Genomic DNA, 26,329 nt, shown 5'->3' with positions numbered 1-26,329 from the left:
GCCTGCTTTCCTCTGGCGAACCTAACCTTACGCCAGAGGAATCATCATGCGAAAACGTGCACCTCCTAATTCCGGCGAGTTATCGGCCTCCAACGCCCCACCGTAGCTGCTCAGAATATCAACCGTAACGGCGAGACCTATTCCTTGCCCACTGGTCGAGGTGTCCATACGCTTGCCCCTTTCTAGAATCACACGGGACTCACCTGGCAAAATACCATTGCCATCGTCTTCGATCATCAATAACACACCATTACGCGTGGTATAGGAGGTCACTCGAACCCGGCGTTTGCCATATTTGCAGGCATTTTCCATTAAGTTACCTAACAACTCCATTAGGTCACTTTCATCGCCTTGGAACTCAGCCGCCTCTGACACCTGATTCTCAAACTGGATCTGTTTTTCAGCATAGACTTTCAATAAAACACCGCCTATGCGTTGCACAACAGGTGATATTTTAATGGGTTTAACGAGTAAGCGGCTTTGAGACTTAACCGATCGGGACAGTTGATACTGCACTATCTGCCCCATGCGTTGAGCCTGCTCTTCAATTAATTGCTTATACGCCTGGTTATCCAGCTTTTCATTACTCGCACCGGCAATAACAGCCAAAGGCGTTTTCAGGCTATGAGCCAAGTCGGCAAGTGTATTGCGATAGCGTTCTCTCTGCTGGCGCTCACTTTTAATAAGCTGATTTAGATTATCGGTAACGGCCTGCACCTCAAGAGGGTATACACCCGTCAGTCCTTCGGCATCACCTTTTTCAATGCGATTAAGATCATCGGCTAATTGATGTAAGGGTTTTAAGCCCCAGCGCATGATCACATACTGGACGAAGAGCGCGAGTAAAAAGACGCCCGATAACCACCCCCACAAACGGGTTTTGAACGCCAACATTTGCTCATTTACAGACAAATCAGCGCGTAACACAGACACCATAAAGTCAAGATCGCCTTCGGGCGACTCCCAAACGACGGGATACTGCATCAAAAAATAGCCCTGCTGGCGTAAATACCGAAAGTGCATCTGTCCAGGATCTGGGTAACGTCCCTTTAAGCTTTTCTCCGCGATTTCATTTGCCAAAAACTGAGCCGATAGCGAACGCCATAAGACCTCACCAGAGGGATTGGTCATGTAACCATAGACACCCGAGTCGGGCCGCATGAAACCCGGCTCAGGGAGCAACTCGGGCAACACCGGCTGATGATCAACCAACTCCACTGCGCTTAGAATTAAATAGACCTGAAGCTGCGCTTGAGATTGCTCGGAGGTCACCAAGCTATCATAGAAGGAGCGCTGCAGTGCAACCGCTGCAGCGGCAATCACCAAGGGCAGTAAAATGAACGAAGCCCATAATAAACGGGCTTGCAACGAACGCGGAATCAATTTGAATTTCAAGATTGCGTCTTAATATCCGGGTTAAATCGGTAACCTAAGCCTCTCACCGTCATAATCGGCTGCAATGTCTGATCAGGATCGAGTTTTTGCCGTAAGCGACGTACAAAAACCTCAAGCACATTGCTGTCTCGATCAAAATCCTGATGGTAAAGATGCTCGGTTAATTCTGTTTTAGAAATTGTTTTACCTGCATTCAGCATCAGGTATTCAACCGTACGGTACTCATAGCTGGTCAAACGAACCTCTTCGTTGTTCAAGCACACAACACGGCTGACCGTATCCAAACTGATTGGACCAAACGTCAACTGAGGCTTTGCATGACCTGCTGCACGTCTCACCAATGCATTCAATCGCGCAATTAATTCTTCTGGCTGAAATGGCTTAACCAAATAGTCATCAGCTCCCGCTTCCAAGCCTTCAACTTTATCCTGCCAGTGACCACGCGCAGTTAAAATAAGCACAGGAAAATCTCGCTGCTGTTGACGCCAAGCTCGAATGACCTCCATTCCCGATAGACCCGGCAAACCTAAGTCGACAATCGCCACATCGTAGTCGTACTCTTGCCCCTGGAAAACCGCATCTTTACCTTCGGCACACTCCTCCACGGTATAGCCTTTGTCAGCCAAAATAGAGACCAACTGCCGACGTAAATCGGGATCATCTTCAACAATCAATAACTTCATGCCTATGTCCTTACTCTACTAGGGTGCAATGATTTCACCCGTGCTCGCCTTGATTTGCACATCTCTAACACGGCCTTCATTGACAATGCGTATGTGATACACCTTGTCACCACTGGCTTCGTCCTCTTCGGCTTTGAGGACTTGTCCACCAAAGGTTTTCTGAGCGATTTCGGTTGCTTGTTTCAGACTCACGGGTGAGTTGGCGACCGTGGCAACAGAAACAAACATCAAGGGAACGACAGCTAAACATAAGAGCGATATCGATATGAGCTTACGTCGCCCTTCATTCAACAAAGCTGATGGCATTCATGGATCCTCCGTTCAGTACAACACCCGAACATTTAAGATTTAGCATTGAAGGCAATCCTAAATGAATCCAGATGAATCGCTTCTGAACAGCTCAAAAATGCCCCTATTTTTTCTGTTTGGCGTGTTCTTCTTGTTCACGAATGGATCGAACCGAGAGCATCACAAAACGAACGTTGTAGGCCAAACCTATCAAGATGGCCAGCGAGGTACAGAATACAAACAACGGGTTCACGTACGGAAAGGGCAAATACCCGCCACCCCAGAGTAACAACACAGCCAATATGGACAATGGAATACCTGTTTTCATACAGAAACGCAGAAAAGGGTCCTTTCGAATTTCTTTTTTATCAACTCGGATAGTCATGCGCGAATTTACCTGTTTAAAATGTGACAGAATAGTCGTCAACCTCTCTTGAAACAAGGCTGTCTTTGGTATACTCAGGACTGTGTTTGAATCTGTTATACTGATAAAAATCGCTCGTGAACCCTAAGCAAAGGATAACAACATGCCTGCGTATCGCTCCAAGACCTCCACAGCTGGCCGTAATATGGCGGGTGCTCGCGCACTTTGGCGCGCCACCGGAATGAAAGATGATGATTTCCAAAAGCCCATTATCGCGATTGCCAACTCATTTACTCAATTCGTTCCCGGCCATGTCCACCTAAAAGACATGGGACAACTGGTGGCACGTGAGGTGGAAAAAGCAGGCGGCGTGGCAAAAGAATTCAATACAATTGCGGTTGACGATGGGATCGCCATGGGTCACGACGGCATGCTCTACTCCTTGCCATCACGTGACATTATTGCCGACTCGGTTGAATACATGGTCAACGCACACTGTGCCGACGCCCTTATCTGTATTTCAAACTGCGATAAAATCACACCGGGAATGCTGATGGCGGCCATGCGCTTAAACATCCCCGTTATTTTCGTATCAGGCGGGCCGATGGAAGCGGGTAAAACCAAGCTTTCTGAGCACAAGCTCGATTTGGTCGATGCAATGGTCATTGCTGCTGACGACAGCGCCAGCGATGAAAAAGTCGCTGAATATGAGCGCTCAGCTTGCCCCACATGCGGCTCTTGCTCGGGTATGTTCACCGCCAACTCTATGAACTGCTTAACCGAAGCACTCGGCCTTTCTTTACCAGGCAATGGTACGACACTGGCGACTCACAGTGATCGTCGCCGTTTGTTTGAAGAGGCCGGACACCGCATTGTTGAATTGGCAAAACGTTACTATGAGCAGGACGACACTTCGGTATTACCGCGTAACATTGCCAATTTCAAAGCCTTTGAAAACGCCATGTCTTTAGACATTGCCATGGGCGGGTCAACCAATACGATTCTGCACTTATTGGCAATTGCCATCGAGGGTGAAATTGCGTTTGATTTAAAAGACATAGATCGTCTTTCACGCAGTGTTCCACAGTTATGTAAAGTCGCACCTAACACACCAAAATACCATATTGAGGATGTCCACCGCGCCGGTGGTATCTTCGCGATTCTGGGTGAGCTGGACAGAGCAGGCAAACTCCACTCAGATCTCCCTACGGTGCATAGCTCTTCGATGAAAGAAGCCTTAGAAACCTGGGATATCATGCGCAGCCCATCACCCGAAGTCCTTGAGTTTTACAAAGCGGGTCCTGCGGGCATTCCAACCCAGGTTGCCTTCAGTCAATCAACGCGTTGGCCTACCCTAGATGGCGACCGTGAAAATGGCTGTATCCGCTCTGGTGAACACGCCTTCTCGCAGGAAGGAGGCTTGGCTGTTTTATTTGGCAACATTGCCGAGGACGGTTGTGTTGTAAAAACTGCAGGTGTTGATGACTCCATTATGGTGTTTGAAGGTCCAGCCCACATTACAGAATCTCAAGATCAAGCCGTTGCCCACATTCTGGACGACAAAGTAAAAGCGGGCGATGTCGTGATTGTTCGTTACGAAGGCCCGAAAGGCGGACCGGGCATGCAGGAGATGCTCTACCCCACATCGTATCTTAAGTCGAAAGGCTTGGGTAAAGACTGCGCTTTATTAACCGATGGACGCTTTTCGGGCGGTACATCGGGGCTATCGATTGGTCACGTGTCACCCGAAGCGGCCTCCGGTGGTGCCATCGGTCTTGTTCAAAATGGAGATCGCATTCGCATCGACATTCCAAACCGACGCATTGATGTCCTCTTAAGCGATGAAGAACTGGCGGCGCGCCGTGCTGAGCGTGATCGTTTAGGTTGGAAGCCTGCGGACGAAAGACCACGCAAAGTATCAGCCGCACTTAAGGCTTATGCAAAACTGGTCACCTCTGCTGACAAGGGTGCTGTTCGCGATATATCGTTGCTGGATTAAACAGAGAATGCGTCAGCTTCGATAAGAGGCTGACGCAGATTTGAGAACCGCTGAGGGTTTAGGTGTGCATGGCATTGAGGACTTGATCCGCCCACTTCAGGCTATGACGATAGGCAACCTCGTAAAACGGCCGATCAAGCAAATCACTCAAACGATCAAATTCGCCAGTCTCATAAATTTCAGCCTCCTTCAACACTTGACCCAATGGACCTTCACGCTCCAGCAGGGCACTTTTAACATTGAGCTGTAAGGGCACCTGCTCTAATAATGAAGACATGTCTATGTCCATCATCACATCTAACTGAGACAACAAACCGACGATAAAGAAATCCATGGGGGTCTCGTACTCAAGTATCTCAGCCATCAACTCACACATTCTCGCACGAACCAACATGGTGCGCGTCAGCTCAAGCGGCTTTCCCCCTTCGCTTTTCGTCAAGAACAACATGACCCAACGCTTAATTTGCTCCATACCCAACAAGGTGATGGCGTGAGACAAAGACCTCACTTCTTTTTGCACATTAAACGCAGCCGAGTTTACAACGCGTAGGATTTTATAGGTCAACTCAGGATCTTTGAGTGCAATTTCTTCAACAGACTGCGGCGACGACTTGGGATTATTGAGTTCGTTTAAGACCTGCAAGAGCACCACTTTATTGCCAGATATTTTCTTGCCTCGCACCAAACAAGGCTTACTCAAAAAATAGCCCATGTAGAGCTCAAAGCCCATTTCAAGGCACTGTCTAAACTCGTCTTGGGTTTCAACCTTATCGGCTAAGAGCTCTAAGTTAAACGGCTTTAACTTTTTAACCAGATTGGGGATGCGATGCAAACCTATCAGTTGAATATCAAGTTTTAAAACATGAATCACCTTAAGAAGCGGATAAAACTTAGTATCGGCGGGATCAAATCCCGACAGCGCTAATCGATACCCCTGCTTCGCCAGTTGTTGTAGTCGATTAATCAACGCAGGTGTCACATCCGTATGCGCCAGCAATTGTAAAACAAACATATGGCGCGGAAGATCTGGAAGCTGATTACTCAGTAAGATTTCATCCGTGACTTTTAAAAAGAATGGAACATTTTCATTCTGATTATTGGCATTGACAGACGAATAGGAGTTGATGAGTACGGCGAGTGTCGCTTCATCATCTTTCAATCCCTGAATAAAATTGCCCTGCTCATCTCGATAGAGCAGCTCATAGGCGGCCACATCCTGACTTTTGGTATAAATTGGCTGACGCGCCATTAAGACAGGCAAATTCTGATCATTTGCATTTAATTTAATACCGGCCATCGATTACTTTTCTCCCAATACCTGTAACGCTCGGCTTAGACAGGATGCTTCCTGATATTATCGCACGCGATTCAATAATGATTTAAACATCATAGCACTCTCAGCAAGATTTCTTTACCATTACCTATCCTATGTGCCGCTAAACTCATTCTGGACCCACCTCATGTCAACTGAAACTGAACAAATCCGCCAAGATCTGCAAACTATTCGTGACTACATTCGCCTTGCAATGACACATTTTCAGAAACACAGTGTTTTCTATGGGCATGGTACGGACAATGCGTGGGATGAAGCGGTGCAGTTAGTGCTGAATGCTGTCCATCTGCCATGGGATGCCAACCCCGCTATTTTAGATGCGAAGCTTACTCAGGACGAGCGGATCAAGGTATTGGATTTTATTCGGCGTCGAGCTGAAGAGCGAATCCCCTTGCCTTACTTAGTTGGAGAAGCATGGTTTTTAGGCATGCCTTTTTATGTCGATGAGCGCGTCCTGATTCCTCGTTCACCGATTGCAGAACTCATTGAGCAGGAGTTTGATCCTTGGCTGAGACCCGGACAAGTCGACAGAATACTCGATCTATGCACAGGCAGTGGATGCATAGGGATTGCCTGCGCGTATGCGTTTCCTGAGGCCGAAGTTGATCTGGCCGACATTTCCACAGATGCCTTAGACGTTGCGCAGAGCAATGTCGAACGCCACGAACTCAACGGGCGTGTGCAGGTTATTGAGAGCGATCTTTTTAATGCCCTAAAAGGTAAGCGCTACGATCTGATTGTCAGCAACCCTCCTTATGTTGATCTTCAGGATTTATCCAATATGCCCGCTGAATTTCATCACGAGCCTGCATTGGCACTCGGATCGGGGGATCAAGGCTTGGATATTACACGGCGCATTTTAAGAGAGGCCTGTGAATATCTTGATGACGAGGGTCTGCTGGTCGTTGAAGTCGGTAATAGCGAAGCACATTTGATCGAACTCTACCCTGAAGTTCCATTCATGTGGGCAGAATTTGAAAAGGGTGGAAATGGCGTATTTATGATCTCAGCAAGGGATTTACGTCCACATATATCCTTGTTTCAGTAAGGGTTTTAACGCGATAAATCGACCGTCGAACCTGACTGACGTCAATCCACACACAACTTATACACAATATCAACACAGTTTTGCACACCCTTTACCCCCTGAAAGGCCCCATTATCTGGGCCTTTCAGGGAGTTTTCGCAACTCACTGCATTTACTAACACGCTCAGGTGTTGATAAGTGTATTATGCACATGAAACCTGAATAAGACTGTGCATAACACTGGGACACTCGGGGGGAAAGCGATTCCAGTCAGCATCAATGCTCGGTTGTGAAAAACTGATTATTTTTTGATCAACACTAAAGATGCAATGCATTGGATGGTCGGAGTGAAAGATAAAGGATTCACACAGGGCTCATTGGAATCGAGATAAAAATTGAGCATAGGCTTCAGATGCCGCAATTTGCCCACAAGCTCTAAACCGAACGGACTGACCTGGCTGCACCTGAGCCAAACGCGCACAGGCCAAGGGCGTTAAACTCCCTAGCTTCGGATAGCCACCTATCGTTTGACGATCATTTAACAACACAATCGGGCAACCATCCGGTGGAACTTGCACCGCCCCCAGCCCGATTCCCTCAGAAATCAACGAGGGTAATTTCACTTGCAACGGGTTCCCAGTGAGACGAACCCCCATCCTATCCGCGCGCAAATCCACTTTCCAAACGTGATTGAAGGCTTGAAAAAGACTGCGGCCTGAAAAAAGGTGCACTTGAGCACCGGGAATCAAATCTAAATCGGTTATCTGATCGAAGGCGCGCGGTTGAGTCTTTTTATGTACAGAGGCCGACTCGAATAGTGTCGAAGCAAACAACACATCCTCTCGACTTAACCGACTGCCATCCCCTTTATGTCCACCCAACTGCTCACGTTGCACAGAAGCGCAACTCTCGAGAAAACGCGGCGCATCAAACCCACCTTTTACCGCCAAGTAAGCCCTCAGTCCTTGCTTGGGCGATCCGAAGGCGAGACGTTGTCCTTTTTTAAGCGGTAGACTTTGCCAAAGCGGAATCGGTGATTTATCCACCGTTGCACCTAAATCGGCTCCAGTCATTGCACAATCAACATCCTCTAGGCATTCAAGGATTAAGCCACCCACGGTGATTTCCAAAACGGCACAACCCCAAGCATTATCCAATAGTTGATTGGCCAGCGCCCAAGACTCCAGATCCATCGGCCCACCCTGAGTAAGTCCCAAATGACGTACACCAAATCGCCCCGCATCCTGCAACTGTGCTAAAGGGCCTGCTTGAATAACTCGAAAGATCGGATGGCTCATCGATCATCTCCGCCAAGTCGCTTAAATTCCTGTTGAGTAATACTGACAAACTGAACCCGATCCCCGACCTGTAGATAACTCATAGCCTCACGTTGAGGGTCGAATAATCGCAAAGGTGTCCGCCCAATCACATTCCACCCACCCGGTGTTGCTTGTGGATATGCCGCCGTTTGTCGCTCAGCAATCGCAACACTGCCAACCGCTACTTGCTGACGCGGTGTGGATAAACGCGGCAAGACTAAGGCATCAGGCAGGCTGCCCATAAACGCAAAGCCTGGTGCAAATCCTAAGGCAAAAACACGAAAAGGGTTTTCAGTATGGAAAGCAATCACCTCGCCCAAGGACAAACCTTTTTCATCCTGCAACCGCTCAAGCTCAGGCCCAACACTTGAGTGGTACCACACGGGAATTTCTTTAATACTGCCTGCATGACTTATGTCCAACGGACGTAATTCTTGAAGCAACGAAACGAGCATCTGACGGGAGACTTGAGAGGATAACTTGGTTAAGTTGTACTGAATCCAAACCGTTGTGTAAGACGGGACGATATCGATCAGCGCCTCAGAGAAGAGTGCCTCACACCCTTTCACTAAGCTTAAGATCCAAGGCATATTCTCTTCGGCAATATCGTCGAACAAACGAACCGTCCATGCATCAACACCCGCATGTTCAATACGAGGTGCGAGTCGTGCTGTCTTCATCATAAATTAGCTTAACTCATCCAATGCGGTGCGAATACGCTTCACCGCCGCGATAGACTCTTCATTATCGCCATGAACACAAAGGGTATCGGCTTCTAAAGACAGCCAGGTTCCGGTATTGGATAACAAGGGTTGTTTGAGTGCGATTCGTATCGCTTGTTCGATAATGGTGTCAGGATCGTGATGAACTGCATTGGGTAAGTGCCGAGAGACGAGAAAGCCTGCATCATCGTAAGCACGATCGGCAAAGGCTTCAAACATCAGCTGCATACCCTCCTCTTCCGCCATGCTTTAGCACGTGAGTTGTCCGCCGTAGACATGATCATCAAGGGTAAATGTTCTGAATAGGCCTTCACACCTCGCAAGATCGCGCGCAGCAACGCTTCATTTTTCATCATATCGTTGTACAACGCGCCATGGGGTTTAACATAGGTCACTTCGGTGCCCTCGGCACGGCACAACGCCTGCAACGCACCCAACTGATACAGCACTAAGTTTTCAACCTGCTCAGGCGTACACTGCAATGAACGCCGACCAAACCCTTGTAAATCAGGATACGCTGGATGCGCCCCTATTTTAACCTGATGTTGTTGTGCCAAACGTATGGTTGAGCGCATGACATCTGGATCGGATGCATGGAAGCCGCAGGCAATATTCGCAAGGTGAATGTGCGGAATAACAGCTTCGTCCTGTCCCATCCGCCATGCTCCAAAGCTTTCTCCAACATCTGCATTTAAACGTAATTGGGTCATGACACGGCTCTTTCTCAGTTATTTTTAAATGAAATTTAACAAAACAAACACAATTTGCAAATAAATTATCGATAAATTGTAAAAATAATGTTGACGAATCGACGGGTTCTTGTCTACTCTCCTTAACACAAGAAGCATCGTGAATGCTCTGTGATCATTTTTCAGTGCCCCTTATGCGAAAAATAAGATAAATAAACCTTTTGAGGTCGAAAAATATGTCTACAAACCGTCTGCTGAAAACGGCACTCGCCGTTGTAATGAGTGCTAGTGCTGTCACGTCTGCCTTTGCAGCGACCAGCTGGGATATGCCCACACCCTATGGTGATCGAACCTTTCATACCGTTAATATTCGAGCATTTGCTGATGATGTTGCCGAACGAACAGGGGGAGATTTAACCATCAATGTCCATTCTAACGGCTCGTTAATCGGTCATGCCGAAATCAAAAATGCCGTTCGTCGTGGAATCGTGCCATCCGGTGAGCTCATTATGTCACGCTTGGCCAATGAAAATGCGATCTTTGATGTCGACTCTGTTCCCTTCTTGGCATCAAACTACGATGAAGCTTGGGCCTTATGGCAAGCCTCAAAAGAGATCATTTCCGAAGAGTTAGCAAAGCAACGCATCCGTCTACTCTTTGCCGTACCCTGGCCACCACAAGGTTTATATTCACAAAAAGAACTCAATGATGTTAGTGACCTTAGAAATCTTAAAATTCGTGCCTATAACCTATCTAGCGAACGCTTATCACAACTTGTACACGCCGTTCCGACTCAAATAGAAGTGCCCGATATCCCAACGGCTTTCAGTACAGGTCGCGTGGACGCGATGATGACCTCACCAGCAACGGGTGCCGATACCAAAGCTTGGGATTATCTTAGCCACTTTAACCACACTCAGTTGTGGATTCCAAAGAATATGGTCATCGTCAACGAGCAGGCCTTCTCGCGTTTAAGCCCAGAGGTACAGCAAGCCGTATTGGACGCGGCCGAAGCCGCTGAGAAGCGTGGCTGGGAAATGAGTCAAGCAGAAACGCAATCCGCCATCCAAGTGCTTAAAGACAATGGCATTCAGGTAAGCGAACCGTCTGAAGCCTTGTCAGCTGCCCTTAAAGAAATCGGCGACATCATGACACACGAGTGGCTTGAAAGAGCCGGTGCTCAAGGCCAAGCTATCCTCCAGCGCTACGCCGCTCAATAAGCATCATGACCGGATCGCCAAGCGACCGGTCTTTTTTCAGGTAACTCATCATGCATTACCGACTGCGACCTTTATATACTTTTGGGGCGTTCGGTGCCGCGGCTTGTCTGGTGCTCATCTGCAGCTTAATTACCTTACAAGTACTCGGACGCCTTCTCGATAAACTCAGTGCTTGGCTCGGCTTCGACAATCTTGGCTTAGTCATTCCCGGTTTGTCCGAAATATCCGGATTTCTTCTGGTCGGCGCGAGCTTTTTAGGCTTGGCCTATACCTTTATACACAATGGCCATATTCGCGTGACCCTGCTCATCAGCCATTTATCACCCAAAGTGCGCGTATTTGTTGAGCTTTGGTGTTTATCCTTGGCATTGGCCCTATGCGCATACCTCAGCGTGTATACCTTTCGCTTGGTTGAGGACAGTTGGAGCTTTAATGAGATGTCCTACGGATTACTACGCATCCCACTTTGGATACCTCAAACCGTCATGCTCACGGGCGTTGCACTCTTTTCGTTGGCCTTATTTGAAACGTGGTTAAATCGGCTCATTCAAGCCTTCACGCATCCAAGTGCCTTTCAAATAGACGACTCCGGACACGAATGATAGGGGCTATACTATGCTGTTAATGATGATTGTTTTGACCCTAGCCCTATTTATCTTCTTAGGATCAGGCGTTTGGGTTGCCTTCTCCCTGCTCGCACTGGGCTGGATAGGCATTAGCCAATTCACATCAATTCCTGTTGGCGACATGATGGCCTCCGATATTTGGAGCGCCAGTTACAGTTGGGAATTAACCGCCCTACCCATGTTTATCTGGATGGGGGAGATTCTATTTCGTTCACGCCTAGCCGAAGACATGTTCACAGGACTCGCGCCTTGGATGCAACGCATACCCGGACGCTTACTGCACACCAATGTTGTGGGCTGCGGTCTCTTCGCTGCCGTATCAGGTTCGTCTGCCGCCACCTGTGCCACCATGGGTAAAATGACACTGCCTGAACTGACACGCCGCGGTTATGATGAACGTCTGATTATCGGAACACTGGCTGGTTCGGCAACGCTTGGCTTACTCATCCCGCCATCCATTATTCTTATTGTCTTCGCTGTCGCAACTGATCAATCCATTGCGCGGCTGTTTATGGCAGGTGTTTTCCCAGGCCTCATGCTGATCAGCTTGTTTGCAGCCTATTTGGTGTATTGGTCATGGCGCTACCCTGATCGTGTGCCTGCAGCGGATGCGCCGATTTCATTTAAAGAAAAGCTACACCGTTCTCGTCGGCTGATTCCAATGATGGCACTGATCATCGGGGTCATTGGCTCAATTTATGGAGGTCTCGCCTCCCCCACAGAAGCAGCAGCAATCGGTGTGGTCCTGTCTTTAGTGCTGGCCTATGCCAACGGCGCTTTAACCTGGCAGAGTTTTTCTGATGCCACCCTCGGTGCCGTCAAAACCTCTTGCATGATTGCGTTTATCCTAGCGGGCGCATCCTTTCTAACCGCCGCGATGGGCTTTACGCAAATCCCAAGTCAGTTAGCGGGATGGATTGCCACCTACGACCTATCGCCCTTCATGCTGTTGGCCGTATTGACGTTGTTTTTCATTGTTATGGGGTGTTTTTTAGATGGCATTTCTGTCGTCGTGTTAACCACCTCCATCATGCTGCCGATGGTTGAAGCCGCCGGTATCGACTTGATCTGGTTTGGCATCTATCTTGTTATCGTTGTGGAAATGTCGCAAATAACACCCCCCGTTGGTTTTAACTTATTTGTGTTACAAGGTATGACAGGGAAAAATATTCTACAAATCGCCTATGCGGCACTGCCTTTCTTTTTCTTAATGTTATTGGGCATTATTTTGATTACACTCTTTCCTCAGATAGTAACTTTTTTACCTGAGGCTATGAGTAATCGCTAATGCCCCTTACAGACTTAAAAAAAGACGGACTTGGGCCCATCGTGTCTTCAGAGCATCTTTCGCGCAAAGCGAAAGAGCTCTCTGAATTCGAGTTTGGTTTGATCATTGCAGGCCATGCATTTAATCGCTGGATGGTGCGTTGCATGACGGCGGTTGGCTTTTCGGAGCTTAACTCGTTGGATATTTTAGTGCTCCACAGTGTGAATCACCGCGAACGTGCTAAGCGTTTAGCGGACATCTGTTTGGTGTTGAATATTGAAGACAGCCATACAGTCAGTTATGCCCTTAAAAAACTGACGAAACTGGAGCTACTGTCTAACCAGAAGCAAGGTAAGGAAACCTTCTTCAAAACCACAGAGTTAGGTCAAACAACCTGCATGCAATATGCCGAAATACGCGAGGCCTGTTTGGTTGAGTCTCTGGCAAGTTTAGGCATTGCGCCTGAAGATATGCACCAGATAGCAGCTTCCTTACGTGCCATGTCGGGTCTTTATGATCAAGCCGCACGTTCAGCGGCTTCTTTGTAAAACCTATCGGTTATATTCATCTCAACTTACGATTCAATTTTGCTAGCGTAGCGCCCCAATAAATGACTAATTAATGGGGTGCATAAGATTAAGATGAACATCCTAAACACGTGAATAAACACAACATAAATCGGATCGATCCCTGCGACCGTCGCAATCAAGGCCATCTCACCCACTCCACCCGGCACTAAGGCTAGAAATGCATGAGACAAGGGGATATCGGTTAAGGTCCAAGTCACCGCCGCCATGATTGCCGCAATCACCATGCCGATGGCCGTGGCCAATACCGCAAACACACTGACTTTGAGCAGTTCCCGAACCTGAGTCCCAAAAAAACGACTGCCGATTGACGAGCCCAACACCACAAAGGTCATCATCATGACCCAACCGGGTAAATCGATGTCAATCCCAGACACAGCAAGAACCGCACTGATCATCAAAGGCCCCAGAAACTCAGCCATTGGGATGCGCAGCCATCTAGCCCCCCACCAACCCAACGGCACGAGCAACACCCAAAGCAGATCCAGCAGCTGCCCTACTTCTGGGCTTGAGCCCTGTAGGTTTTGTCCCGGCATAAAGTAGAAGATAAGCGTTGTACTGATCACCACCAGAGAGATACGCAGGGTCTGCGCAATGGCAATCCAACGTGCATCTCCACCTAATTGCTCACCTTGGATCACAACCGCATTCATCGTGCCTGGCAAGGATGAAAACACCGAGGTAATCAAATCTAACTTTGCAATTCGATTAAACAACCAGGTATTCACCACAAGGGTAAGTGCCACTGACACCACCATAAGCAAGACACTTGAGTACCAATGAAGGGCTTCACTGAGTAAGCTCGCTTCAAACCCTGTGCCAAGCCAAAAACCTAAAACACCGAGAAAGAAGCGATTGACTCGACGATCAACCCGCACAGAGATGCCCTTGATGGCAAGTAACGTCACCAAGAAAAGGGGGCCTAGCATCCAAGGCAGTGGAAGATTCAGCCACCAGGCGAGATATCCGCCCAGTGCCCCAAGTACGCAGGTATAGAGTGTTTTCAAAGAGACAGCCCTAGTGTCAATTTTTAGCTGCTGACATCTTGTGCATGGAAAAACGCATCAGTGCTAACAGGTGACGTCCAAATAAGGATAACAACAATAAGCCTATAATAGCGAGTGTTACAGGACGCTCGAGCAAATAGCTGATATCGCCACCACTGATTTGATAGGTGTGCAATAAGGTTTTTTCAGCCATGGCCCCAAGCAAGATCCCGATGACCGCTGCCGGAACGGAGTAGCCGTAACGACGCATCAACCAGCCAATCACTGCAAATGCCAGAACCGTGAACGGCCCAACAAAGTTACCCGTCAATCCAAACGACCCCATCACAGCTAAGACCAGCACAGTTGGTATCAAATAGCGCATCGGCACCTTGATGATATTCGCCAAGAGCGGAATAAATAACAGCCCCAGAATCATCAAGAAAAACACCTGCGCAAAATTGGCAAAGATAATGGCATACACGATATCAGTCTGCTCACGAATAAACTGTGGGCCGCCCGTGATATTGTGCATAGCAAAGGCCGCCAGCATCACCGCCGTTGCACCTCCCCCCGGAATACCCAGTGCCAGCAGCGTTGCCATAGAACCGGCCTCGGATGTGCTGTTGGCCGACTCGGACGCCACGATGCCTTTCGGGTTGCCCTTGCCAAAGGAATCTGGATCGGGATCACGACGTTTGGTTTCCACATATGAAAGCAGATTTGAGACAGATGAGCCCACACCAGGAACCGCACCCACAAAGACCCCCATCAAACATCCGCGCAACATGACTAAGGGGGATTGAAAGGCCATTTTGCAGCCTTGGCCGATTTTACGCAGCTCCACTTTACGCGATGCTTTGTTTTCGACAATGAATTGCTTATTGGCAATACGGAACAGCTCAGACGCGGCAAACATCCCCATCATTGCGGGAATCACCGGAATTCCGTCAAATAAATAGAAGCTTCCCAATGTACCGCGGGCCATTCCAATTTCATTGAAGCCAATGGTTCCAATCAGCAAACCAACAAGACCTGCAATCAAGCCTTTTAAAACATACTCACCACGTAAGCTGGCAATTAACGTCATCCCCCACAAGATCACCATAAACATTTCAGATGGACCCAATTTGAGCACCATCAATGAAATCGGCTGAATCATCATAAAGAGAATCAAATACCCGACCAAAACCCCAAACACAGAGGATGCCAAGGCAATGCCCAATGCTTCATTGTGCTTGCCCTTCTTGGCCATCGGGTAACCATCAAAAGCTGTGGCAATGGCAGACGATGTGCCCGGTATATTCATCAAAATAGCGGGTATTCCACTGCCGAATGACCCACCTGTGAAGATAGCTGTTAAAAACAACATGGCTTGCAGAAAGTCCATGTAGAGGGTCATGGGTAAGAAAATGGCCATGGCCATGGAAATTTGCAGGCCCGGCGTGGCACCAAAAATCAAACCAATAATAATGCCCGGAATCACAATCAGCCAAGGCGTCAAACTGGTCATCAGCATAGAGAGTGCTGAAATACTCGCAGCAACATCAATCATGATACGTCACCTTGTTAATCTATCGGAAGAAACGTCATTGGCATGGGATATGGCAACATCAACGCAAAAAACAACGCAATGGCTAAACCAAACCCAACGCTGTAGCCAATCACCCAATACCAGTTCGTTTCTTTTTTCATGCGAAGAAAAATTGCAACAAACAAAATCGTGCCTAAATCAAACCCCAGCCAAGGCAAGGACAAGACATAGACGGCAAACAAAAGAATAATTGGCAGTATCTCGCGCACAGGCTCATCATCAACCGCCTCAAATAATTTACCGCCACGCCAGCTCATCAACAGTTCAGCTAAGGCTAGCATCAGGATGGCGATTGCAACGGGCATAATCAGCAGTAGATTGGGTACGGTAAATGAAACACGAATCGCATCACTCAAATACCAAAGCGTAAATCCAACCAACCCTATTAACATACAGAGATGGCCGACATCGTATCGGGGCTTGTTCATCACTCGAATCCTGTGCTGCCCAGTGGATGGGCAGCATTAAGTTGCAGAGAAGTTAGTTTAAGAGTTGGGCATAACGACTGAAGGTTTCGAAGTTCTCTTTCATCATCTGTTTTGATTTTTCAGGACCGACCCAAATACCACCGATATCGTGACGACGTAGCTCTTCTTGCAGGTCTTTTTTGGCCAGCACATTTTGCATCGCATCGGCCAGTTTTTTATAACGCTCAGGGTGACGACGCTCAAACTCTGCACTCACGGCAAAACCGCGCATTGATCCCTGCAGTACAGGCACTTCAATGTTAAGTGGAGCTAAGGCTTCATTGACCGTTGGTACGTCCCACTGTTCAATGCGCTCATCACTCACAATCGCCAGCGGAATTAAAAACTCGCGGATGCTCTCGCTGCCTTCAGCACTGATCAAAACCAAATCCACTTGGCCACCCGCTACGGCTGTCCTCGCTTCACCACCACTGTTATAGGTCACCAGATTTAAATGGTTTTGAGGAATACCATAGGCATCCAACAGAATCCTCGCCATCAAATGCCCTGCCGAGCCCTGCACCACAGACGCACGCACTTTACCCGGTTGGTTTTTGATGGTTTCAATCACTTCAGCAAGACTTGAATAACCACTGTCTTTATTGACGGCAATCAAATCTTGGTCAAACCATTGAAAATTCACATAGGAAAAATCATCAACACTGTAGGTCGCATCACCCGCCAAAATGGTATTGGTCAGATAGGGTGCGAAGGTCGACGAAAAAAGATGGTAGCCTTCATCCGGTGCATTCAAAATGTAGTTTGCAGCGATTTGAGTACCCGCCCCTGGGCGGTTAGTCACGCGAACAGGAACACCTAACTCTTGAGAAAGATGATTCGACATAATCCGTGTCATACGATCAGCACTCCCGCCCGTACCAAAACCGACAACCGCCTCAAGAGGACGATTGGGATAGTTATCAGCCGCGGCAAGGGTTGAAGAAACCAGCAGGGGAATGGCCAAAGCACATGCAGCCAGTTTGATGGATTTGCGTAAGGATATCGCCATGATGTTTAAACCTTTTAATTATTGTTTGAATAGATGCCAACTACATCACATGGGCTGTAAGGGCATGATTGCACTATATGAGGCTAAACTGTCAGAAAGCTGGCAAGACTGACTTAATTTCCTAATTTTAGACTAAAGTATTAACCAAAAGAGACTCAGTCGACACAAGCGACCTACCCGCATTAATCAGTGGCAACATCCTTGTAGATAGCGTTAAATAATGGCATGAACAGTGTATTTGGAGGGCAATGTCTCATACAGTGACCGCTCTTGTCTCTTTTCCTCCACCGTCTTAATACGTGGTTTTGACATGAAGATTCTGATTCTAGAAGACAACGCCATTCTTGCAGAGGGCCTGAAGACAGCCATTGAAGAGGCAGGCTACTACGTGGATTTACTAATGGATGGTATGCAAGGCATCCCTTGGCTTAAAAGCGGTCAGTACGATTTATTGATGTTGGATCTTGGCTTGCCTGGCATGGATGGAATAGAAATTCTTCGGTATTTACGTCGCCAGAAGAACCCCATACCCGTCATCATCATTACGGCAAGGGATCGACTCGATCAACGGATCACCGGGCTAGAAGAAGGCGCGGATGATTATCTCTGCAAGCCTTTTTCTCTGGAAGAAGTGGTTGCTCGTGTTCGAGCGGTCATCCGTCGCAGCCGCTCATTTTCAGACAATCGCCTCAAAAATGGGGATGTAGAGTTATGTTTAGCTTCACGAACCCTCACGTTAAACGGTGAGATCGTATCCCTGCACCGACGTGAACTCGCTGTACTTGAGTACTTTATGCTGAATCGCGGACGCTTACTGAGTAAAGATCAAGTGGCCGACAGCATTGCCTCTCTGGAGCAAGACATCAGTGCAGGTGCTATCGAAACCTATGTCTCGCGTATCCGTAAGAAACTGGGGGCTGCGGTGGCCATTCGCACGGTGAGAGGCTTAGGATACATGATGGACAGCTTGGATTAATTCAATGCGCTATTCAATCCGTGCTCGACTCATACTCTGGTTTATCCTCCCGCTGATCATCTTGATTTCCTCGTCTTTGTACGTCAGCCGCATAGTGTTCGCACAGCGGATTGATAGTAGTTTTGATACCCTGCTGCGAATGGGTGCCGAACGCTTCGAAGAGCGCTTGTTCGTTTCAGAAGGCGACGTTCGGATCAATATGAATTACTTTTCCGTAAACTCGCTGGGTACAGGAGGACAAGGCAAACTGTTTTATCGAGTGAAGGATGCCCACGGCCGCCTACTGACTGGATTTGAAGGCTTGCAAGGTCCGGTGGAGCAAAATAATGAGGCTATCTTCTACGACACAGTCTTTGCTGGAACTGAGTTGAGGGCATTGCGTTTATTTATTCCTGTGCGTGGTTCAACAACAGGCAGCCCTGTGGAGGTCATTGTCGCTGAATCACGCGAGGGACGAGAAAATTTACTGGACGCCTTTTTATCAAACCTGCTCGGCATCAACCTCGCACTGGGTATTAGTCTACTCAGCATCGCCTTATTTGCCATTCACAAAGGCCTGGTCCCTTTAAAACGGATTGAGCGGGCCTTACGTCGACGCTCCGCTCAAGACCTTTCACCTTTGCAAGAAAAGGTTCCGAATGAGGTTCAAGCCCTGGTTGATAGCATCAATCATTTAATGGTCAAAATAAAGCAAAACATGCAACACATTCAACAATTTAATGCAGATGTCTCACACCAACTGCGCACGCCAATCGCTGAAATCAGTGTGTTAGCTGAAATGTCCGAAAAACAGTGCACCGACCCCGCTCTAAAACACTATTTGCAGTCCATCTGCAAAACAACGGAGTATGCCGCTCATACAACCCAGCAGCTCCTGAAGTATGCCAAAACAAAAAGTGATTTGGTGGATGCGTCGGCATTGATGCCTCATGATCTACAACCCATCTGCCGAGAAGCCTGTGCTCGCCTGCTCAATCGCCTTCTAAAACGAGACCAAGAACTGGAGTTTATCGCCAATGACCGACCATTTCTAATCCGCTGCGATCCCATTATGGTGCAATGGTTATTAACCAATTTGATCGACAACGCCAGCGTGCATGCGGGTGGCCCCCATGCGGCTTATACGGGAGTGATTCGCGTAAAATTAGAGCAAATCGACAATAGTGTGTGCTTAAGTGTCGAAGATGAAGGGGTAGGTATACCGGATGATGCCATTGCACACGTGACCGAACGCTTTTATCGCGTGAATCGGGATGAAAAAGGCAGTGGATTGGGCTTATCCATCGTGAGCCAAGTCACGCAATCGCATAATGCTCAATTGCGTCTGGGCCGGTCCGAACAAGGTGGTTTGTCGGTCAGGGTGATTTTTCCGTTATATTTGAAACCCACCCCAATGCCCATGGTATAACCAACCCTAACTACAGTTCTTTCATGCGTTTAACAACACCTACAGCCTAAAAAACAAAGCACACTTTTACTAGGCAGTCTTCTCGCGTATAAGCAATCCAATTGATATCAAGACTTGTAAGCCGGCATATCGACATATAAAATGATAACCATTATCACTTTTATGTTGATTAAGGATTATTAATGCCTGACGTTAACCCAATGCAGCACAATCAGGTGGGCTCGCTGTATCGCGACCATCGCGGCTGGCTGCACCAGTGGTTACGTCAACGTCTGGGCTGCTCTGAAACGGCAGCAGATTTAGCGCAAGATACTTTCATTCGACTTTTAACAAAGGAAGCCGCTCCACAACCTGAAAGTCCTCGGGCGTATCTCAGTACCATTGCCAAAGGTCTGATGTTTAACCACTGGCGGCGTCAAGCCTTAGAACAAGCCTATTTAGAAGCACTCGCCTTACAACCCGAACACGAATCGCCTTCGTTGGAAGAGCAGCATTTAGTGGTTGAGACGCTCTTGCAACTGGCACAGATACTAGAGGGCCTACCCAATCGCGATAAACAAATATTTCTAATGGCTCGTTTAGATGGACTTAAATATCAGGAAATCGCGGACAGGCTCAATATAAATGTAAACCGGGTACAAAAAGCGATGGTCCGGTGCATGCAACAGTGTTATCGAGTCTTATATGACTAATCCACGCCTACCCACTCGCAAACTCGTGACGGAAGCAATTTATTGGCAGGTTAAGTTCGAGGCTGGAGAGGTTGATGCAGTCGGACAGCTTGCGTTTACACACTGGTTATCACAAAGTCCTGAACATGCGTTGGTATGGGAACAGCTGAAGCTGGCCAATCGACACTTCTCCCGCGTCTCACATCTCAGCAGTGAGAAAGCCTTATATAGCCTAAACAGTGCTGAACAGCGCTTGCACCAAAAACGCCACACACTTAAAACACTCGCCGCGATCAGCGGTTTTGGAACGACCCTTTGGCTAACACGTGATATCTCGGGGGTCGCTCAAACTGGACGCTATCTGTACGGCAAAACGATGGCAGACCTACGAACCTCCGCAGGCGAACAGAAAACACTTATACTTGATGACAACAGCCAGCTCATTCTGAATACACAATCTGCCCTAGATGTTAATTTCAACTCCCAGCCGGAACTTATCCTGCACTATGGCGAACTATCTATTGCTAACAGTGGTGGTGCACAAGTTCGGGCAGGCGCCCATCTCTTCACTCCTACCTCGGGAAGCGAGTTCACCCTATACCGGGAAGATAGCCACTGTGTCTTGCAGGTGATTACGGGGATAGTCCAATGTATCTTCAGCAATAAGAAAGAGCATCAAGTCAATGCTGGCCAGAAGATACAGCTACAAGGCATTCAGATGCTGCAAACAGCGCTAACTCCTTTTCATCTAAGTTGGCGCCAAGGCTTATTAACAGCTGAGCGTACGACATTAGGGGACTTTCTGAGGCAATTAACCCGTTACCGAGCGGGCTATTTAGGCTACGCCGATGAGGTTGCCCACCTGACCTTCTCAGGCAGTTTTCCAATCGCGGATACCGACGCGATTTTACATAATCTCTGCCAAATACTACCCATTCGTCAACACAGAGTGAGCCAATACTGGGTACGGCTCATGCCCGCGTAAAAATTATAAAAAAATAAGGCAGATTTTGTCTGTTCGTGGGGCTTATCAAATAAGAAGCACCTGTGGCAACTCGCTCAGGTGTATTGGCCACCCAACAAGGAATCTAGAGCATGCCGTTTGTCTCACCCTCTGTGCGTACATTATACAGATACCGCCCCTCTCTGAGTCATCTCGTTTTAGCGATGGGTATAGGACTCAGTGGACTCATAGCGTCACCACTGATACAGGCAGCTCCCGTATCGACGGTTAAACAAGCCTTTTCCATTCCAAGCGGTCGTCTCGACTCTGCTCTCGTTTTATTTGGCCAGCAAAGCGGTGTTTTAGTGTCAGTGAACGGTGATCTCAGCCAAGGCAAGCAAACACGGGGGCTGCAAGGCAGCTATCCGGTTGATCAGGCCCTAGGACTGTTGCTTCAGGGCAGTGGACTGGTCGCGGTACCGCAAAGTGGCGGGGGCTATATTATTACTCTACAAGCTATAAACGGTGCGGTCGCTTTACCTTCCGTCACGGTAACCGCCAACCAGCTTGGCGAAATTACTGAAGGCAGTGGCACTTACACCCCAGGCGCCATCGCAACCGCCACCCGTCTAGTACTCACACCGCGCGAAACACCGCAGTCCATTAGTGTCATTACACGTAACGAGATGGATGACTTCCAGCTCACAAACATCGATAAAGTCATGCAGAACACCCCTGGCATTAGTATTTTGACTTACGATAGTGAACGAACGGTATATTACGCACGCGGGTTTGCGATCAACAACTTTCAATACGATGGTATCCCAATGGAACGAAATGCGGGATATTCAGCAGGCAATACACTCAGTGACATGGCAACGTATGACCGAGTAGAAGTATTGAAAGGTGCCACTGGCTTATTAACAGGTAGCGGTGACCCAGGAGCCACCATCAACTTAATCCGCAAAAAACCTACCCGAGATTTTCAAGGGCATGTCAGCCAAAGTGCAGGCTCATGGAACAGCTATCGAACCGAAATTGATCTTTCGGGCCCGCTTAACTCAGAAGGCACCGTGCGAGGCCGAGCGGTGGCATCTTACCAAGATCAAGAATCCCACATGGATGGCTACCGCCGAAAAACACCTGTTTTTTTTGGTAGCATCGAAGCCGATATCACGCCTAGCACCCTGCTTACAGTCGGCGCTGACTATCAAGACAATAAACCGACTCGCTCAACCTGGGGCGGGATCCCAATTTATGACACTGAAGGTAACTTCAACGAACGCCCACGTTCTTTCAACAATGGCGCCAGCTGGAGCAGTTGGGAACAATACACTCGAACAGCTTTCGCGACGCTGGAGCACTACTTTGATAACGACTGGGTCGTAAAACTACAACTCAACCACCAAATCAATGGCTATGATGCTCCTCTCGGTGCTGTAGGCGGGGGCAATCCAAACCCTACTGATGGCTCCGGCACACGCATGTGGGTCGGCCGATACGTTGGGAAAACTCGGGCCAATGCAGCAGATTTCTATGCGAGCGGCCCATTTGAGTTTCTGAAGCGTGAACATGAACTGGTCGTCGGTGGTGGCTTGAGCGAACGACGCTGGACCAATAACGGAGATGGACCACATGTCGGCTACGCAACCATCCCAAGCAACTACTATGAATGGAACGGACAGGTACCAGAACCCGATTGGAATGACCCTAATGCATGGCATGGTCAAAATGATGAAACCACGCGTGAAAAAGGCCTGTACACCACGGCACGTTGGAATCTACGCGACGATCTAAAACTCATTACGGGAGCTCGCCTCTCTAACTACAAGCGTGAAACCATGCAAGAGTCAGGAGTGTTGACCCCCTACCTCGGCCTCGTCTATGACCTCAACGATACCTACTCTGTTTACACCAGCTACACCAGTATTTTTAAACCTCAATCTCGACGTGATGAGTCTGGCAATACACTCGACCCCTTAGAAGGCACCAACATAGAGCTCGGCTTGAAGGGTGCCTTCTTCAGTAATCGCCTGAACGCTAGCGCTGCCGTTTTCCAACTTGAACAGGACAACTTTGCTGAAGCCACAGGAGCGCTAACACCTGACGGAGGTGTCGCTTATCGAGCCATTAACGGTGTAAAAACTAAAGGGTATGAACTGGAGGTGTCCGGTCAGTTGAATGACTATTGGAACCTGCATGCAGGCTTCAGCAACAGTGTTTCACGTCGACAAGGCAATAAGGTTTCTACCCTCGCACCGGCCAATCAAGTCAGCCTCTTTGCCACTTACAAACCCTGGGGGCAAAATAGCAAATTGACACTCGGTAGCGGCGCACGTTGGCAAGATAAAACTTGGGGAGATGTCTACAACCCAGCCGTGGCTGGCATGGTTAAGCATACGGTGGATGACTACTGGGTTGTTGATGCTATGGCCAGCTACCGTTTTACGGATCAGTTAACAGGATCATTGAATATCAGCAACCTATTCGACGAGAAGTACTACACAATTTTCAGCGCGTATAGTACCTACACATGGGGTGAGCCCCGAAGAACCATGCTGACCATGAAATATTCCTTCTGAGACAAAACGGAAAGTGACCTAATGCCGACATCCACTTCAACTAAGTCAATGACCGAAAAACCACGCGCCAATCGTGCCAAAATCTGGTTTCTCGTGCATAGCTGGATGGCCATGCCAATTTGGGCATTTGTATTTTTCATTTGCCTAACGGGTACGATTGCTACCGTGAGTCAGGAAATCGTGTGGCTGGCTGACCCCGCCTCACGCGCCAATCCTCCGGCACAGGCGGGGAACCTGCTCAGTTTTGATGAAATTGTCGCCGTGGTGAATGAGGGTCATCCCGAAGCGATTATTCAGTCGATTTCCCGACCGGTAAAATCGCAATTCGCCCTAACGGCGCGTATCAGTTATCCAGACACCACCACGCGAACACTCTACATCAACCCCTATACTGGCGTGATTCAAGGCGAAAGTTCTCGTTTTGATTTTCGACAATTTGTACGGGGCCTACATGGCTGGCTACTCATGCCCTGGACCAACGGCTACAGTTGGGGATGGTATCTGGTGAGCATTACGGCGGTTCCCATGCTCATTTCATTGGTCACTGGTCTTGTTGTCTATAAACGCTTTTGGCGAGGTTTTTTAAGCCCAAGACTGCGCTTTAACGTCAATGCACGGGTTTTCTGGGGAGACTTTCATCGCTTAGCGGGGATTTGGTCTATTCCCTTTATTGCAATTATTTCGATCACCAGTATCTGGTTTCTGCTACAGGGCATACTGCAGGATAATCAAGTTTCGTTTTCAACAGCGGGGCCCCTATCTATGTCGACAGGGCTGATGTCCCGCAACTGAGCAGCAACAGCCAGACACCGCCTTTTATCAGCCTAGATGAAGCCACAGCCGCCGTCGAAACCGCCTTTCCCGATTTCCAAGCGTCTTTTGTCTCTATGCCGGGCAATGCCTACGCACACTATCGTATCGGCGGACGCAGTGTCAGTTATCCACTGCTGTTCGAGCGCGTGAGTGTGAACCCCTACAACGCCAAAATTGAGCAGACACGCCGGATTTCCGATCTGTCTTGGCTTGAAATCATCACGGGCTCCATGCGCCCGCTGCATACCGGTGATTTCGTCGGTCTGAGCTTGAAGCTGGTGTATTTCTTCTTCGGCATACTGCTGACCATGATGGTATTCAGCGGCATGATGATCTGGAGCAAACGCACCTTCAGGGACACGGCTGCGGTCCTTCGCGAGCGAAAAATTAAACAACAACCCAACGAACAGATGAACCCCCAAATACCTGCTTACGCATTAAACAAAGGAGAAAGCGCATGAGTCAGCCACGTGCCTCCCAACCCCGTCATCGCAAAAGTCTCTGGTTTCGCTGGCGCTTTCATCTCAGCGGATTGTTGCTGATTTTACCAATGGTCGCGATGCCGTTTTATTTTGATGATCTGGCCATGTCTCGGGGTGAAAAAGGTCTGGGCGAACGGGATCTTGGTCAACACCAAGTCGGTCCTTGGCAGATTCAGTTGGCAGAATGGGATACCAACCCACCTTGGCGAGATGGAGTGGCCAGTTATATGAAAACCTTTTCACTCTCCCTCTGTGAGACGTGCATCCCAGAGGTGAAAGCGGCCTATATGCGCATTGGTAAACCGCGTAATCTGCGCACCGCTGGTGCCATTTCATTCGGAACGCCCTATCGCCAGTTTATATCGGTTCCCATTACCGATAGCGCAACGGCCGATGCCGATATTTGGATAACACTGGAAGGCTGGGACGGTTCCATACACCAAATATCCATGCCCTTGGCTGAGGCTTCACCCAGCGCCGCGACCTTTATTCAACGTCGCAATCATTAACCAAGGCACCCTAGATTGAGAACGGATTATGAGAACGAATAAACGCTTTTTTTACATAGTACTACTGATATTCAGCAGCCTAGCAACCTTACCCGTTTGGGCCCACTCTCCGTACTGTCAGTGCAAACTTGAAGGGGATTTTATTGTCTGCCAAGGTGGTTTTTCAGATGGCTCCGGCGCTGAGGGTATACAGCTAGATGTCATCACCTATGATGAAGACATTATTCTATCGAGCACGTTGGATGGACAGTCCAGCATCCGCTTCCCACGCCCTGAGGGCGATTTTTACATCTTAATGGATGCAGGCCCTGGACATATTGTTGAAATAGATTGGCCGGAAATTGAAGGGATAGAGTCTTAATCGACAGGT

At 48.4% G+C, this 26,329-nt stretch carries 26 protein-coding genes and 1 pseudogene; 15 read left to right on the top strand and 12 right to left on the bottom strand.

Going from position 1 to position 26,329, the window contains the following annotated elements:
* Positions 1–27: 27 nt before the first annotated feature.
* The 4 genes from D791_RS02690 to D791_RS02675 form a co-directional block, all read right to left on the bottom strand.
* Positions 28–1,395 (bottom strand): ATP-binding protein, encoded by a 1,368-nt coding sequence (locus tag D791_RS02690; protein ID WP_051514031.1) that lies wholly within the window; start codon positions 1,393–1,395, stop codon positions 28–30.
* Positions 1,392–2,078, bottom strand: a complete 687-nt coding sequence (locus D791_RS02685; protein ID WP_036507538.1) for a response regulator transcription factor — start codon at positions 2,076–2,078, stop codon at positions 1,392–1,394. Before D791_RS02685 ends, D791_RS02690 begins: the two co-directional genes overlap by 4 nt.
* A gap of 18 nt (positions 2,079–2,096) precedes the next feature.
* Positions 2,097–2,384 (bottom strand): PepSY domain-containing protein, encoded by a 288-nt coding sequence (locus D791_RS02680; RefSeq protein ID WP_036507535.1) that lies wholly within the window; start codon positions 2,382–2,384, stop codon positions 2,097–2,099.
* 106 nt (positions 2,385–2,490) lie between these two features.
* Positions 2,491–2,751, bottom strand: coding sequence for a hypothetical protein (locus D791_RS02675; RefSeq protein WP_036507533.1), 261 nt, complete (start codon positions 2,749–2,751; stop codon positions 2,491–2,493).
* A 142-nt stretch (positions 2,752–2,893) separates the two neighbouring features.
* Here D791_RS02675 and ilvD point away from each other — a divergent pair, with 142 nt between their 5' ends.
* Positions 2,894–4,729, top strand: coding sequence for a dihydroxy-acid dehydratase (gene ilvD / locus D791_RS02670; protein ID WP_036507531.1), 1,836 nt, complete (start codon positions 2,894–2,896; stop codon positions 4,727–4,729).
* A gap of 58 nt (positions 4,730–4,787) precedes the next feature.
* Here ilvD and D791_RS02665 read toward each other — a convergent pair whose 3' ends face one another.
* Positions 4,788–6,026, bottom strand: a complete 1,239-nt coding sequence (locus D791_RS02665) for an EAL and HDOD domain-containing protein (RefSeq protein ID WP_036507529.1) — start codon at positions 6,024–6,026, stop codon at positions 4,788–4,790.
* A gap of 163 nt (positions 6,027–6,189) precedes the next feature.
* Here D791_RS02665 and prmB point away from each other — a divergent pair, with 163 nt between their 5' ends.
* Positions 6,190–7,110: a 50S ribosomal protein L3 N(5)-glutamine methyltransferase gene (gene prmB / locus D791_RS02660; RefSeq protein WP_036507527.1), complete on the top strand. Its 921-nt coding sequence runs from the start codon at positions 6,190–6,192 to the stop codon at positions 7,108–7,110.
* Between the two features lie 353 nt (positions 7,111–7,463).
* Here prmB and D791_RS02655 read toward each other — a convergent pair whose 3' ends face one another.
* The 3 genes and pseudogenes from D791_RS02655 to D791_RS02645 all read right to left on the bottom strand — a co-directional run bounded on the left by D791_RS02655 (position 7,464) and on the right by D791_RS02645 (position 9,840).
* Positions 7,464–8,387 (bottom strand): 5-oxoprolinase subunit C family protein, encoded by a 924-nt coding sequence (locus D791_RS02655; protein ID WP_036507520.1) that lies wholly within the window; start codon positions 8,385–8,387, stop codon positions 7,464–7,466.
* Positions 8,384–9,091, bottom strand: coding sequence for a 5-oxoprolinase subunit B family protein (locus D791_RS02650; RefSeq protein ID WP_202806796.1), 708 nt, complete (start codon positions 9,089–9,091; stop codon positions 8,384–8,386). Before D791_RS02650 ends, D791_RS02655 begins: the two co-directional genes overlap by 4 nt.
* Positions 9,092–9,094: 3 nt before the next feature.
* Positions 9,095–9,840, bottom strand: a pseudogene (locus D791_RS02645) (5-oxoprolinase subunit PxpA).
* A gap of 215 nt (positions 9,841–10,055) precedes the next feature.
* On the opposite strand from D791_RS02645, the gene D791_RS02640 reads away from it, so the two are divergent.
* From D791_RS02640 to D791_RS02625, 4 genes are read left to right on the top strand one after another with little or no spacing between them, the layout of a single operon-like run.
* Positions 10,056–11,039 (top strand): TRAP transporter substrate-binding protein, encoded by a 984-nt coding sequence (locus D791_RS02640; protein WP_036507518.1) that lies wholly within the window; start codon positions 10,056–10,058, stop codon positions 11,037–11,039.
* 50 nt (positions 11,040–11,089) lie between these two features.
* Positions 11,090–11,641 (top strand): TRAP transporter small permease, encoded by a 552-nt coding sequence (locus tag D791_RS02635; RefSeq protein WP_036507515.1) that lies wholly within the window; start codon positions 11,090–11,092, stop codon positions 11,639–11,641.
* Positions 11,642–11,654: 13 nt separating this feature from the next.
* Positions 11,655–12,953 carry a TRAP transporter large permease gene (locus D791_RS02630; protein WP_036507513.1) on the top strand — a complete coding sequence of 433 codons (1,299 nt, stop codon included), beginning with the start codon at positions 11,655–11,657 and terminating at the stop codon, positions 12,951–12,953.
* Entirely contained in the window at positions 12,953–13,480 is a 528-nt protein-coding gene (locus D791_RS02625; protein WP_036507510.1) for a winged helix DNA-binding protein, read from the top strand. The genes D791_RS02630 and D791_RS02625 overlap by 1 nt, the downstream gene beginning before the upstream one ends.
* 26 nt (positions 13,481–13,506) lie before the next feature.
* On the opposite strand, the gene D791_RS02620 is transcribed toward D791_RS02625, so the two are convergent.
* From D791_RS02620 to D791_RS02605, 4 genes are read right to left on the bottom strand one after another with little or no spacing between them, the layout of a single operon-like run.
* Positions 13,507–14,526, bottom strand: a complete 1,020-nt coding sequence (locus tag D791_RS02620) for an AbrB family transcriptional regulator (protein ID WP_157682213.1) — start codon at positions 14,524–14,526, stop codon at positions 13,507–13,509.
* A 16-nt stretch (positions 14,527–14,542) separates the two neighbouring features.
* A complete protein-coding gene (locus D791_RS02615) occupies positions 14,543–16,060 on the bottom strand; it encodes a tripartite tricarboxylate transporter permease (protein ID WP_036507506.1) in 1,518 nt (505 codons plus the stop codon).
* A gap of 14 nt (positions 16,061–16,074) precedes the next feature.
* Positions 16,075–16,527, bottom strand: a complete 453-nt coding sequence (locus D791_RS02610; protein WP_036507503.1) for a tripartite tricarboxylate transporter TctB family protein — start codon at positions 16,525–16,527, stop codon at positions 16,075–16,077.
* A gap of 52 nt (positions 16,528–16,579) precedes the next feature.
* Positions 16,580–17,575 carry a Bug family tripartite tricarboxylate transporter substrate binding protein gene (locus D791_RS02605; protein ID WP_036507501.1) on the bottom strand — a complete coding sequence of 332 codons (996 nt, stop codon included), beginning with the start codon at positions 17,573–17,575 and terminating at the stop codon, positions 16,580–16,582.
* A 310-nt stretch (positions 17,576–17,885) separates the two neighbouring features.
* On the opposite strand from D791_RS02605, the gene D791_RS02600 reads away from it, so the two are divergent.
* From D791_RS02600 to D791_RS02565, 9 genes are all read left to right on the top strand, one after another.
* Positions 17,886–18,551, top strand: a complete 666-nt coding sequence (locus tag D791_RS02600; protein WP_036507498.1) for a response regulator — start codon at positions 17,886–17,888, stop codon at positions 18,549–18,551.
* 4 nt (positions 18,552–18,555) lie between these two features.
* On the top strand, positions 18,556–19,959 hold the full coding sequence (locus D791_RS02595; RefSeq protein WP_036507496.1) for a sensor histidine kinase: 1,404 nt from the start codon (positions 18,556–18,558) through the stop codon (positions 19,957–19,959).
* Positions 19,960–20,141: 182 nt separating this feature from the next.
* Positions 20,142–20,651 (top strand): sigma-70 family RNA polymerase sigma factor, encoded by a 510-nt coding sequence (locus D791_RS02590; RefSeq protein WP_036507493.1) that lies wholly within the window; start codon positions 20,142–20,144, stop codon positions 20,649–20,651.
* A complete protein-coding gene (locus D791_RS02585; RefSeq protein WP_036507491.1) occupies positions 20,644–21,615 on the top strand; it encodes a DUF4880 domain-containing protein in 972 nt (323 codons plus the stop codon). Before D791_RS02590 ends, D791_RS02585 begins: the two co-directional genes overlap by 8 nt.
* Before the next feature lie 110 nt (positions 21,616–21,725).
* Positions 21,726–24,155: a TonB-dependent siderophore receptor gene (locus tag D791_RS02580; RefSeq protein ID WP_036507489.1), complete on the top strand. Its 2,430-nt coding sequence runs from the start codon at positions 21,726–21,728 to the stop codon at positions 24,153–24,155.
* A 21-nt stretch (positions 24,156–24,176) separates the two neighbouring features.
* Entirely contained in the window at positions 24,177–24,947 is a 771-nt protein-coding gene (locus D791_RS21315) for a PepSY-associated TM helix domain-containing protein (protein ID WP_202806795.1), read from the top strand.
* 95 nt (positions 24,948–25,042) lie between these two features.
* Positions 25,043–25,429, top strand: coding sequence for a PepSY domain-containing protein (locus D791_RS21310; RefSeq protein ID WP_202806794.1), 387 nt, complete (start codon positions 25,043–25,045; stop codon positions 25,427–25,429).
* Positions 25,426–25,959 (top strand): hypothetical protein, encoded by a 534-nt coding sequence (locus D791_RS02570; protein ID WP_036507486.1) that lies wholly within the window; start codon positions 25,426–25,428, stop codon positions 25,957–25,959. Before D791_RS21310 ends, D791_RS02570 begins: the two co-directional genes overlap by 4 nt.
* A 28-nt stretch (positions 25,960–25,987) precedes the next feature.
* Positions 25,988–26,320 carry a hypothetical protein gene (locus tag D791_RS02565; RefSeq protein ID WP_036507483.1) on the top strand — a complete coding sequence of 111 codons (333 nt, stop codon included), beginning with the start codon at positions 25,988–25,990 and terminating at the stop codon, positions 26,318–26,320.
* Positions 26,321–26,329 lie beyond the last annotated feature (9 nt).

Source organism: Nitrincola nitratireducens, from assembly GCF_000585235.1.
GTDB classification, from domain to species: Bacteria; Pseudomonadota; Gammaproteobacteria; order Pseudomonadales; family Balneatricaceae; genus Nitrincola; species Nitrincola alkalisediminis.
The sequence above is the reverse complement of the archived record's forward strand: the minus strand, read 5'-3'. Positions and strand labels throughout refer to the sequence as shown.